10 protein-coding genes are annotated in these 12216 nt (G+C 36.2%); 3 read left to right on the top strand and 7 right to left on the bottom strand.

Going from position 1 to position 12216, the window contains the following annotated elements; genetic code table 11:
• The first annotated feature begins 307 nt into the window (after window positions 1-307).
• Both mazE and FFR60_RS22660 read left to right on the top strand, forming a co-directional pair.
• Window positions 308-538 (top strand): type II toxin-antitoxin system PemI/MazE family antitoxin, encoded by a 231-nt coding sequence (gene mazE / locus FFR60_RS22665; protein ID WP_137665939.1) that lies wholly within the window; start codon window positions 308-310, stop codon window positions 536-538.
• Window positions 538-879 (top strand): type II toxin-antitoxin system PemK/MazF family toxin, encoded by a 342-nt coding sequence (locus FFR60_RS22660; protein WP_137665938.1) that lies wholly within the window; start codon window positions 538-540, stop codon window positions 877-879. The genes mazE and FFR60_RS22660 overlap by 1 nt, the downstream gene beginning before the upstream one ends.
• A gap of 149 nt (window positions 880-1028) precedes the next feature.
• On the opposite strand, the gene FFR60_RS22655 is transcribed toward FFR60_RS22660, so the two are convergent.
• The 3 genes from FFR60_RS22655 to FFR60_RS22645 are packed head-to-tail and all read right to left on the bottom strand — an operon-like array spanning window position 1029 to window position 4023.
• Window positions 1029-1799, bottom strand: a complete 771-nt coding sequence (locus tag FFR60_RS22655) for a DUF1295 domain-containing protein (RefSeq protein ID WP_137665937.1) — start codon at window positions 1797-1799, stop codon at window positions 1029-1031.
• Entirely contained in the window at window positions 1799-3613 is a 1815-nt protein-coding gene (locus FFR60_RS22650; RefSeq protein WP_137665936.1) for a DegV family EDD domain-containing protein, read from the bottom strand. The genes FFR60_RS22655 and FFR60_RS22650 overlap by 1 nt, the downstream gene beginning before the upstream one ends.
• Window positions 3614-3618: 5 nt before the next feature.
• Complete coding sequence (locus FFR60_RS22645; protein ID WP_137665935.1) at window positions 3619-4023, bottom strand: DUF2177 family protein; 405 nt, start codon at window positions 4021-4023, stop codon at window positions 3619-3621.
• Between the two features lie 317 nt (window positions 4024-4340).
• On the opposite strand from FFR60_RS22645, the gene FFR60_RS22640 reads away from it, so the two are divergent.
• Entirely contained in the window at window positions 4341-6239 is a 1899-nt protein-coding gene (locus FFR60_RS22640) for a MucBP domain-containing protein (RefSeq protein WP_371854003.1), read from the top strand.
• 414 nt (window positions 6240-6653) lie between these two features.
• Here the strand turns inward: FFR60_RS22640 and FFR60_RS22635 are convergent, their stop codons facing one another.
• From FFR60_RS22635 to FFR60_RS22620, 4 genes are all read right to left on the bottom strand, one after another.
• The gene (locus tag FFR60_RS22635) at window positions 6654-7859 is read right to left on the bottom strand and encodes a hypothetical protein (RefSeq protein ID WP_137665933.1); all 1206 of its coding nucleotides are present in this window, start codon (window positions 7857-7859) and stop codon (window positions 6654-6656) included.
• 18 nt (window positions 7860-7877) lie between these two features.
• The gene (locus tag FFR60_RS22630) at window positions 7878-8717 is read right to left on the bottom strand and encodes a YitT family protein (RefSeq protein ID WP_137665932.1); all 840 of its coding nucleotides are present in this window, start codon (window positions 8715-8717) and stop codon (window positions 7878-7880) included.
• A 1245-nt stretch (window positions 8718-9962) separates the two neighbouring features.
• Entirely contained in the window at window positions 9963-10421 is a 459-nt protein-coding gene (locus tag FFR60_RS22625; protein ID WP_171005018.1) for a cation:dicarboxylate symporter family transporter, read from the bottom strand.
• Window positions 10422-10760: 339 nt separating this feature from the next.
• The gene (locus FFR60_RS22620; protein WP_137665930.1) at window positions 10761-11630 is read right to left on the bottom strand and encodes a hypothetical protein; all 870 of its coding nucleotides are present in this window, start codon (window positions 11628-11630) and stop codon (window positions 10761-10763) included.
• Window positions 11631-12216 lie beyond the last annotated feature (586 nt).

Below are 12216 nucleotides of genomic sequence, written 5' to 3'. Positions count from 1 at the left end.
AATAGGAAAACTGTCGCCAACTAAAAATAAAAGTGACAGGGCCAGAGGAAAAACGAGCTTTCCATAGAGCTTTTTTTGAAAGCAACACAATCAGTTTGTGTCACATTCGCCAAAATCTCAATTCTCTACTTTTTGAACATAGATTTTGAAGCGACTTACTGGACACAAAAAGAATTGATAACTTTAAATAAATTGCAATAAAAGAAAGTGTACAGAAAAGGGTCATTTTCTGTACACTCCCAATTGTTATATATAATTATTGCGTGATCAGGTGTTGCGTGATATATTGTAATAAAGAGGTGACACTATGCTTATAACTAAATCTAGATTACAAGGAAGTTCTGTAGTTATTACTTTGCCCTCAGATAACGGTAAGAAACCTACAGAAAATAAAGAATACATAGTCGTTTATTCTGATGATGGAACAATTACATTGGTTCCTAAAATCGAAGATCCATTTAGTGGAGGAGAAGAAGCGGAGTATTATGAAGAAGATGAGTGGCAAGATCTATCTCCTGAGGGGAGAGAAATTTTGTAATGGCTGAAGAAAAAAAATATATTCCCAAAAAAGGCGATATTGTCTGGATTGATTTTGATCCTTCCGCTGGAAATGAAATTCAAAAAAGGCGTCCGGGATTAGTGGTATCTAGATACGATTTTAATCGAAAAACAATGTTTGCAGTGATTTGTCCAATTACTTCTACTATAAAAAATCTACCTACACGCTATTCATTACCAGAGGAATTAGATACAACTGGGCAAGTGCTTATTTCTCAATTGAAATCTCTGGACTTCAAAGAAAGAAAACTTAAAAAGATTGAAAATTTACCATTACAAGACATGGCAAAAATTGATCAGATTATCGAGTATATATTTTAATTACAGATTTAAGGTTCTATCTATTTATGATTAAGTGGATAAAAATTAAATACAACCTGTCAAAGTTTTACCAACAGTATAAAAAAAGGTCCATAGAATTAGAAAAGAGGCTGTGCCACCCCCATTGGGTGGCACAGCCTCTTTTCCTTTTACATCCCTTTTTTCCCAATAATGGGAAAGAACTTCGGTGTTTGATCCGCATAAGCGCGATAGCCGGGTTTTTCTTTATTCTTCTTCTCTAATAGCGGGACACCTGAAACAAATAAAAGCAGCAAGGTAATCGCGATTGGCCCAATCACTCCCCAAATATTTCGCGGTTCATTTAAGCTGATCAAAAAGATTCCCCACCAGCTCAAGGCTTCGCCAAAATAATTAGGATGTCTGGTCAGCGACCATAAACCCGTTGTCAGCAGCTCGCCCTTCTTAGCCGTTCGCTTAAACACCGTCAGCTGATAATCACCGATGGTTTCAAAGGCAAAGCCGCTCAGCCATACGATGACCCCTAGCCAGTTCCACCAATAAAAGGCCTTTTCCGTGCCGGTTGTGACAAAGAAAATCGGCAAGGCCACGACACACAGGAGAACCCCCTGCAGAACAAAAACATTCAAATAGGCTTTTAGCTTGGCAAACTGCTTGCCCCAGCGTTTACGCATATTGACGTAGCGATAGTCCTCAGGCTTGCCGATATTCCGTTTCGCTAAATGGAAAAACAATCGCAGCCCCCAAATTGTTACGAGAATCAAAACAGCGGTTGCCGCTAGCGTTTTTTCCGGCATTAAGAAATAGCCTGTCACTGCAACGATCACAAAGCCAATTCCCCAGGCCATGTCCACAATCGAATTATTGTGCAGCGCCTGCGCGAGAAAAAACAGCGCAGTGAAATAAATGAACAGAATCATTATTATTGTCCAAACGATCATTATTTTTCATCTCCTCCCAATTCATAAGCAACTGCGACACTGCCTTCTCCCGCACTCATAGCAATCACCGTTGAACTATCCGTGATATAGCTTGGCGGAAAACCAAGCAGCTCGCGAAGCTTTTTGCTCCATAGCTTGGCTTTGGCTTCGTTATTGACGTGAATGATCGCATACCGTTTGATTTTGTGCTTTTGATTGACCTTCATCATCTCACGCAGAATTTTTTTCTCGTTCCCCTTGCGGCTAAAAGCAAAATTACTCAATTTCCCTTCGCCATATTCATCAAGACTGACGATAGGTTTCAAATTGACCTGCTTAGCGAGCTTGCCGACAGCCTGCGGAATCCGTCCTGAGTCGATCATCGGATCTAACTCATCCACACTCACCAGAATTTTCAATTGCTCTCGTTTTTCTGTTGCTCGCAACACCACTTCTGCAAACGGTATTCCCCCTTGAATCCACTCATTCGCATTCATAACGAGTAAGCCCTGAGCGGCAGAATTTTGTCTAGAGTCAATGACTTCTATCGGGATTGCATGACTGCGCTTCGCCGCCTCTTTGACTGTATAATAGGTGCCGCTTAATTTCCCAGCGACAGTGATGACCAAGATCGCTTCATAGCGGGTTTCTAAAAAGGAAAACAAATTCTCAACCGTTTTCAATGTCGGCTGCGAGCTCGTCGCACGCTCCTTTGTCCCTTTAGCTAGATCAAAAAGCTGCTTCGTTTGCAGAGTGAGCTTATCGAGATAGCTAGTCGCCCCCAACAAAATATTCATCGGCAAAACATGGATCTGATTTTCGAGAAAATAGTCCACTGGAATATCCGCGATTGAGTCTGTCACTAGAGCAATTGGTGCTTTTCGCTGCTTCTTGACTTGATACTGTAACAACATGTCATCGGCTTTTTGCTGGATCGGTTCGCCTACACTGCTTAAATAGCTTAAGACCTTATCCGGATGATTGGTGTGAATATGAATGCGAGCCTTGCCGCGATTTACGGCAACAATCAGAGAGTTTCCGTATGGATTCAGCTTCTGAAGCAGCTCTCTTTTGGGCAATTCCACACAGTCCAGTAATACTTCAGTACAATAACGATACATCGGTTCCGAAGTATGACTGTGCTCTTGTGGAGAATGTTCAATTTTTACACCGCTTGTTACTTCGTTTACTACATGGAGGGCGGGCTGTTTAGTCAAAATAGCATCAGTAAAACCTTCGATGAATAAGTAAAAGCCCTTAGCACCGGCATCAACAACTTGATTCTTTTTCAAGACCTTCAATTGATTAGTAGTGTTCTCTAAAGACTGTTTGGCCTTGTTCAAGGCATTTGGCAACAAAGATTCCAAACTGACAAACTGAGCACTATCATCGAGTGCTTCTGCCCACGAGCGCATCACAGTAATGATTGTCCCTTCCATTGGCTGTTCGATTGCCTGATAGGCTTCATCAATTGCTGACTTAATGCTTTGTACAAAACTTTGAACAGAGTCTTTTTCCTCTAACTTCAACAAATGATTATATATGCCATTAAAATACTGAGCAAAAATAATCCCTGAATTTCCTCGTGCACCTAATAATGAAGCATCTGCTACTTTTTCAAATACTTCAACAACAGAATGACTTTCTTCTGTCGTTTCCTCCAAAATAGTTTGCATCAAAGAAGCCAAATTACTTCCAGTATCTCCATCAGATACTGGAAAAACATTAATCTGATTTAACAATTCCTTTTGATTGATTAATTGAATCGCCCCTTGTTGAAATGCAAAAAGCAGTTCCTTTGGATCAATTGACTGATTTGACCGACTCATTTCCATGACATCTACCTCCAATTAAAGTGCTGTGCAACGAAAACGGTGATTCCAGAAACAGACGCTGTCACAACAGTCCCCCAAATCAAATCAATAATCGTGATTATAGCAGGCCAATTTTTAATGGTCGCCAAATTCGTTAAATCGTAAGTCCCGTAACTCAGCAAGCCTAAAAAACCTCCGGCTGCGATAGCATAGAACAAACTATTTTTTTCCAAAGAAGGATGGACAACAAAAAAAAGGATACCAATCAAATAGATCGCATAAAAAAGCACTGCAGGCATAAGTTTTGTTTCTCCCATCAAATACCCTAAGTTATTCTGATACATACGCCGAGCAAACACTAGCAACCATAATAAATCCAAAATCAAAAAAGACACAGCCGCTGTTCCAACTAATTTCAATACATTACTCATTTCGTTTCCTCCTCATAGATAAGTATTATTGTGTTACTCATCTTGAATCGTTAAATTTATCCTATCATTTTAGGGAAAAAGGTAAAAAAAATATGCCTGATCACTTGATAAAATTAGCTAAAATGTCTCTCTTTTATTGATAATTCAACTTAGACAGATTGAACTATCTTCTCGAAAAGGGTGTAAAATAGAACCTTTTGAGGAATTATTCTTGATCACAGTATTTTAGATCCATCAGAAAGCATTCGTTTAATTATGATTTGTCACTGAGCACCGTAAATATCCATTCAGTAACTCTCAAAAATACGGGAAAATGAATTTTTATACCCCGATACGATGAAGAATTCAAACGAACGATTGTTGAATTAAATAAAGCAGGACTTTACGCCCGAGGCTTAGCAATAGAATATGGCTTATCTGAAGTAATGATTTATAAATGGAAGAATCTATATTTTTCAAATCAGTCCACAGAACTAACTGGAAAAGAAGTGGTAGTACCGAAAAAAGAAAGCGAACGTTTGAAAGAGAAAATGGCATTATGTAATGCGTATTTCTTATCATTAAGGTACTTTCAGGGTACAATGCTAAAAAAGGGAGCTGTGCTTATGAAGGGGAAGTCGTACAATTTTTTCATCTTATTTCTATGTTGCTTTGTTTTTTTTGGAGCATTTTGTTTTGAAAAAGTAGTTTTTGCAGAGGAAGTAAACAATTCTACCGAAGAAGAAACAAAATTAGATGTTTTGACAATCGATCAATGGATGCCTGATAAAAATTTGCAAACAGTGGTTGCAAATATTTTAAATAAACCTGCAGCACAGATCACTCAAAAAGACATGTTGTCCCTTACAGATATTATTGCTTTGAGAGAGAATATTTCTTCATTGGAAGGACTACAATATGCCAAAAACCTGACATATATTAATTTTTACGACAATCATATTTCAGACTTGACACCGATTTCAAAATTATATGGATTGACGATTTTGTGGTTTGGAATTAACGACATTTCAGATATTAGTATGATTCAAAATTTAACAAATGTCTCTCAAATTAACTTTGATGATAATCATATTAGCGATCTATCTTCCATTTCCTTTCTTCCTAATTTATTTCATTTTACTGCACAAAGGCAGGAAGTGGTTTTGCCTGAAATAACGATTCACACAAATACATTGAATTTGCCATTAGAGGTAAAATGGGGCATGGAAACCGCTAGATTTGTGATTCCAGGAGTAAACGGAATATACAATGAAGATGAAAATAACATTGGATGGACAAATTTAGATAAGTCAGGAGTATTAGAATATTCGTGGCGATTTGAAGGATTTGGACCTTTCTATGGAACTGCTCGTAGAGCATATACTTTCATTCCGCTAGAAGCAGGAACTGTGACAGTTCGCTACCTAGATACACTCGGAAATAGTATTCATCCAGATATAATACTAAAAGGGAATATTGGAGAAAAATTTATAAGCGAGCAAAAAACTATTACTGATTTTACATTTCAAGAAATACAGGGGAATCCTACAGGTGTATTTACGGATCAAGCGCAAGAAGTCACTTATATTTATGTTCAAAATCCGATTCCGGCCGCTAATGTAACGGTTCGCTATCTAGATACACTGGGAGATAGTATTCATCCAGATATAATACTAAAAGGAAATATTGGAGAAAAATTTATAAGCGAACAAAAAACTATTACCGATTTTACATTTCAAGAAATACAGGGGAATTCTACAGGTGTATTTACGGATCAAGCGCAAGAAGTCACTTATATTTATGTTCAAAATCCGATTCCGGCCGCTGATGTAACGGTTCGTTATCTAGATACATTGGGAAATAGTATTCATCCAAATATAATACTAAAAGGAAATATTGGGGAGTTCTATATTAGTAAACAAAAGGAAATCGAAGGTTATCTATTTGACAGCTTAATAGGAAAATCAACCGGCAGCTTCACTGACCAACCACAAACAATAAGTTATTTGTATACAAAAGACAATATAGTAATCAAGGATTCATTTACTGAAACACATCTGAGGGACGATTCAGAAATAGGGAATAGAAAAAACAGCACAGTACACGATAATAATCTTCCTAAACAACTTCCAGGCTTGGGAGAAAAAAAGCAACAAATATTAATGGCTTTTGGAGGAGGATTGACAGTTATTGCACTTTATTTTTATCAGCGTAAGAAAACTATCGATGATAAATAAGAATGGAAATTTCAGACCTTTGATTTCACAATAATTCTGGAACATTTGTGTTTTAAAGTCTACTGTTATTTTCTGCATGGATGTTCTAGTGATCTCAATATCTATAAAAAGCAAATAAAGTGTAAATTCAACATTTACACTTTATTTGCTTTTTAAAATTGGTGTTAGTGTCAAGTCTGAGACAACTTTTCGTAGATATAGAATTAAATTAACTGATGTACTAGAGGATGAACATTTACGAACCGGTACGATGAAGAATTAAAACAAGTGATTGTTGTTGGGCTAAATAAAACTAGACATTCCGTCCGAGGCTTAGCAGTCTCTACTAAAGCGTGTCCAAGATATTGACTCAAATTCATTTTTAGAATTAACTGAAATACTCCCATTTGTACAAAAGAGTTTTGTTAATTAAGTTTAACCAATCATCAAACCAACAATTAATCCACCTGTGATCACTGAAGTGATTGTAATCGTCGAAAAGCCTGCAGTAACCATTATTGGTAAGATATTCTGTTCAATTACAGCAATTTCTTCTTCTGTTTCTCCTACAGCTGCGGCAGCTTCTTTCGTTAGGACCATTGTCCCAGGGAATCCAAACAGTGTGGTCATGCCGACAGCGATTGATAGCGGTCCAGAATACCCCACTTTCTTTCCAATATAGAATGATGAAATAAATATAATGATCAATCCAGCAATTAAATAAAAAGTAATGGGCCATACAAGCTGAAGAAGATCTGCTGGAACGATATCCGCTAATGGACCAAACGCTATCACCATAATAGAGATCATCAATAAACCAAAAGAATCTGTAGATGAGAGTGCATTTGGTTTCAATACTTTAAAATGGCGTAAAATTATTCCTAATAACAATGCAATGACAAACGTATTCACGTATCCATTTGTTAAATCACTCAACATTCGAGAAACATACGTTGTTAACCCGAGTAAAAATAGGGTTGCATAAGGTGTTTGTAAAAATTCTGGCAGTACGCTTTCTTTTATAGGAGCTGTATTTTGTTCAACTTCTTTTTCAAAGAAAATTAATTCGCCTTTTCGATATTGTTCTTTTACTCGTTGGGCTTCCTTCTTCAAAATATTTGCAGTGAATAAAAAGCCCACCAAATTCTTCAAGTTGAGAATCAATAATGGAAAAACTGCCAATAGGTAACTGGATAAAATACCTAAGTCTCCACCAGCGCTTTTAATTTCATTTACTTTGTCTTGTACCATCAAAATTGAAAGTGTACCTCCAGTAATTGAAGCGGTTCCCGCTACAGCAACATTTCGGTCAAAAATCATCTCCCCAACAAAAATTAAGAGAATTGTCATTAAGACAACGGTCAGAGAACCGATGAGAAACGTCTTCCATTGTAACTTTAAGTCTTCAAAACTCATCATTGTTCCTAAATGAACGATGATCACACCAATTACAGCATTTCCTAGTCCTAATAATCCTGAATCTTGAATTAAATCATGAGGTAAAAGATCCGCCGCAAAGCCTACTAAAAAAATCATTGAAGCGACTAGCATCATTGAAATCAATGCTTTACTTTTAGTTGAGACAAATTCCCCTATTGTCCAGATAAACATTACAATAGTAAATGCTAGTATAGGTGTCATTTTTATTCCTCCTAATTTTTACTGGATAGGATGATAACTGAATCCTAATCCATGAACTTCAGCAACATTATAGGTAATCATGAAACTTTGTGGATCAATCTCATCAATCATTTTTTTCAATTTCGGATACTCTTGATCTGTGATTACAACCATAATCATTTCTCTATGGGCATTCTCTTTACCACCTCGAACATCGAATATTGTGGTCCCCCTATTAACTTCTTGTGTCAACCTGTTGTGAATTTCTGTGGTGTGTTGCTGACTGATGACCATAACAACTTTTCGTCTTTTCAGTCCAGTTTCTATATAGCTCATAACAATAGAGGTGATTCCTAAAGATAGTATGGCGAAAAGAAACTCTTCAAAACCAAAGACGTACAGACTCATAAATACAATGGCCGTGTCTGTTAGTAATAAACCTAAAGAAGTATTCACTCCCCAATATTTTTCAAAGATCAGGGGAGGTATCGTGGTCCCACCACTAGAAGCTTGGATATTGTATAGGATAGCCACACCTATGGCAAAAATAATACTACCAAAAACAACCGACAATAAACGATCACCTGTTAACATAGTTGTCGGCACGATTCTTAGTGCTAAAGGAAACAATAAACTTCCAATCAAGGTGTTAAAAAACACTTTTTTTCCCAAGAAAAGGGCAGCTAAAATTGAGACAACCACATTCAACGACAAAACGATCACTGACCGATTAATTCCAAATGTTGTTTCTGCTAAAATCCCAATACCGCTCGCACCCCCAGCAGCTATATGATGGGGTCCAAGAAACATATTGATACTAACCGCCAATATCAATACAGCACTAGCAATTTTAAAAATCTGCTTTATTTGATTTATCATCGTTCCCTTCATCCCTCTCTTTTTGAGGAGAAACTTCCGCTAACTTCACAATTAATTGGACTCCCTTTTTTCATCTCGCTAATTAGAATAAATTCTTTCGTCGTGTGAATTTATTCATAACCAACACATACGTTTATCACCTACTTTCCATTTTCGTTAAATACATTCGCATCACTACCTCCACCACTTTGCTCTTTAATGATTATGTACTCTAAATTATTACCAGCAACAGTGAGCAGTTTCATTACAGCCTATTCATTGCTGATGTTAAATCCAGTGGCCATTTTCTACACATCGATTGTTTCCTCTCTGCCATGTTCAGTTGCATATTACTTAAATGTTACAATCATCTCATCAATTAAGGATTATGCTTTAGAAGGACTGATTGAATGAACTTCTAGCGAGACCATGACAATATTTGTCGCTTCTCCTCCTTGAATGATATCTATATTTGCGGTGTTCTGTTCATCAAGTCTACCAAGTTTTATGAGGTTCAATGCATCTGATAAAATCTAGACAACAAAAATGCCTTATTCCGGTTCAAGCCCGCCATGTGCTACTTTTCAGAAATAGTGACTTCATACAAGTAAAGTGTTGGGCTGGCCGTGGTAACTCTGCCGACTGAAACGCCACTGTCAAGAACATATCCTATATCGGATGTCGCTTACTACATGTCCAGTGCTGAAGAACCAATAGAGCGGATTTATTTTCCAGGAGATGATCCAAATTCTAGGTCTCATCTTTCGATATCCTGCTCCTGCAAATATCTAATGGATTCAATCATGATTGCAATCCCAGTTTTATCATCAGCTGCCAAGATGGTTTCTTCAGCTGAAAAAATAGCGCTCTCTTCTTTGCAGTACCTTTAAGTTTTGCGATCAAATTTTTTTCTTCCAAGTCTAGTACTGTTGATACTATCATCTTCTCTAACCTTCAGCCCTAACGAACAAAATAACTTTTTTTAAGTAACTGTGAATTTGTTCTTCATTCCCAGATGTTGAATCAATCTCGACTAGTTCTTTAAAAGTTTTTATCAACCTCTTTTCGATCAATTGGTCTTCCAACATTTTCATTTTACTATAATGATAATTTAACCATATTGAACTACGTCCTAGTGTAGAAGTCTACGAATCTGCTCACAGCGAATTATTTGGAAACGGTTTTGTTGCTAAAAATAATATTTTTTTGAAGATTTGTGAAGATATTTCAGGAAATTATTCCGCTGAATATATATGGTTAGTTTTTCTATGAAACTGTTCTTTTGATCTTTCTAAAAATTATTTGATCAACAAAAATAGCACTAGGTATATTACCAACAGAATTCAATACTGTTGCTGGAATATCAAATAAGGTACTCAGTAAAATGATTATCGACATCCTCTCATTTGGTAGATTAAACATTGAAATCATTAATATTGCCGCAGACACTCCTGTGCCAGGAACTTTTCCCATGACAATTCCCGATAAAATTGCAGTTAAAATGATTAAAGCTAATGTAGAGAAGTTCATATAATCGATCTTACATAGTCCTAAAATTAATAATATTTTTAGAACACCTGCCCCTGTTGCTCCGTCTTTCTGAATATTTGCTCCTAAAAGAACGATTGTACTTGAACAATTCCTAATTGAGCCCAGGCGTTCAAATTGGCTGGAATACACGCTGAGCTTGATACTGTCAAAGTTGGGATCGTATGGAATCTCCAAAAATGCTTCACCCTTTGCAGCTCCTCCAGAAAAATAGATGACGACACTATAAAAATGAAATAAAACAAAAACGGAGAATAGAAGAAAAAGAAGAAATATTTTTGTGAGTTTTTTAAGATTGTAGCGACTGTCTGACCGATACTGTATGAAAAGTAATAGCCAAATCCGATGAATAAATTTTGATCTATTGAGAATTCAAATCCAACAGTAGTAAAGTAATACGTCAAAAACTGTTAAGTACATTTTTATGTTGTTTCTAAAAATTCCTCTGTTGACATCTGAAATATCAGTTGTTGAGGTACAGAAAAAGGCTCCGATTACTCGAAACCTTTAATAAGATCAAAAAGTTGTATTCAATAATGAATTGTAAATATACGTAAGCCATTGCGAGTCTTGTCTTCTATTATCAAATGGAATATACCCATTGTATTTGTAGATATGTTCTATTTTCCAACCGCCTGTTTTCGTTCTCTTCTGTTCAATTTTCTCAATTAGAGCAACAGTATTGCCTTCTTTTAAGAGATTACCTTTACTAGCAATATATAATAAGTCAGTAATTGATAATACATAATTTTGTGGAAACATATTTTTTGTTATGTTTGCACTAATTGGCTTGTCGATAGATAGTCGTTTAAACATTTGGTGCTTCAGCATGTAATCTAACCCATTATTTATTAGTTGATTAATGGTAGTATCTTCTGAATCGACTATGTCACGATAAGTGATTAAGGCTTTTACAGTTTTTCCTATTCCAATATAACATGGGACAGATTTCATACATCCGCCATATTTACAAATACCATCGTATTTCCAAGCTGTTTTTCTATTTCTATCAAATACTTGGTACGATTTAATCCAACTTAATGCGTTTTGGGCTTGTTTAGTTTTTCCTAGACCAAGACGAGAATATGCTTCAAAAATCATAGCATTGTAGCAAGGTACGATATCTTCCATTTTACCTGTATAAGAGAAACCTTGATCAGTTGCTACATTATCGTTTATTGACCCTATGAGTTTCTTTACAAACGATAGTTCATAACTATAGGGTATTTCTGCTAACCCAATTAAAGCAAATATTTCACCCAACATAGTTAGATTTTCTAAATTTTCATATCTCTTTATCAATTCTGACCTATTTAAATACATCAGTGCATCTTCCACGTGCCCGTGTTTGTCTACAGCCATTCTTAACTCTAATGCTTTATCCATGGACTCCTCCTTTAACTCTATAATTAAGTATAAACTAGCACGTAAGGTGCTAGTCAATCCAAAAACAGGAATCATTGTTTTTGGATTTCTGGAAAGTTATCTACTTTTAGAGCATCGTTCAGATATTCCAATCAAATTCCGCTTTTTGGGTGAAAAGTCGTTTAGGTTCCTTCTAATAGTCACACTTCAGCTGATTAATTTGATCAAAAATTTTGATTAAACATGAACGTTGCTTTTATTAATAGTATACTTTTAGTTTTAATTATTCCTTAGAATAGAATGACATTGCTCCACAATTACGGGGGAGATTCAGCAAAATCTTGGCATATTTTTGTATGGCGAGCTGTTGCCCCAATTCATAAAAAGTAAAGTCGTACTAGAAGATATCTCCGAGTACGACTTTACTTTGTTAGTGGGCATTGCCTAATTCTTAAATTGTTTATTACTGATAAGGGGTGTGATAAACAGTATAGAATTCCTTATTGAGATGGTATCCTTTTCCCCATACGGTTTCGATAATAGTTGATGAGAACCCTTTTCTCATCAACTTTTGGCGTAACGATTTTGTTAATACTGAAAGTTGTGC

This window comes from Enterococcus hulanensis (assembly GCF_005405485.1).
Classification (GTDB): domain Bacteria; phylum Bacillota; class Bacilli; order Lactobacillales; family Enterococcaceae; genus Enterococcus_A; species Enterococcus_A hulanensis.
This window is presented reverse-complemented; position numbering and strand designations above follow the sequence as displayed.

Excerpts from the sequence above, each read along its gene's own strand:
- mazE (WP_137665939.1), top strand. The coding sequence starts at position 308 with ATGCTTATAACTAAATCTAGATTACAAGGAAGTTCTGTAGTTATTACT.
- FFR60_RS22660 (WP_137665938.1), top strand. The coding sequence starts at position 538 with ATGGCTGAAGAAAAAAAATATATTCCCAAAAAAGGCGATATTGTCTGG.
- FFR60_RS22655 (WP_137665937.1), bottom strand. The coding sequence starts at position 1,799 with ATGATCGTTTGGACAATAATAATGATTCTGTTCATTTATTTCACTGCG.
- FFR60_RS22650 (WP_137665936.1), bottom strand. The coding sequence starts at position 3,613 with ATGGAAATGAGTCGGTCAAATCAGTCAATTGATCCAAAGGAACTGCTT.
- FFR60_RS22645 (WP_137665935.1), bottom strand. The coding sequence starts at position 4,023 with ATGAGTAATGTATTGAAATTAGTTGGAACAGCGGCTGTGTCTTTTTTG.
- FFR60_RS22635 (WP_137665933.1), bottom strand. The coding sequence starts at position 7,859 with ATGACACCTATACTAGCATTTACTATTGTAATGTTTATCTGGACAATA.
- FFR60_RS22630 (WP_137665932.1), bottom strand. The coding sequence starts at position 8,717 with ATGATAAATCAAATAAAGCAGATTTTTAAAATTGCTAGTGCTGTATTG.
- FFR60_RS22620 (WP_137665930.1), bottom strand. The coding sequence starts at position 11,630 with ATGGATAAAGCATTAGAGTTAAGAATGGCTGTAGACAAACACGGGCAC.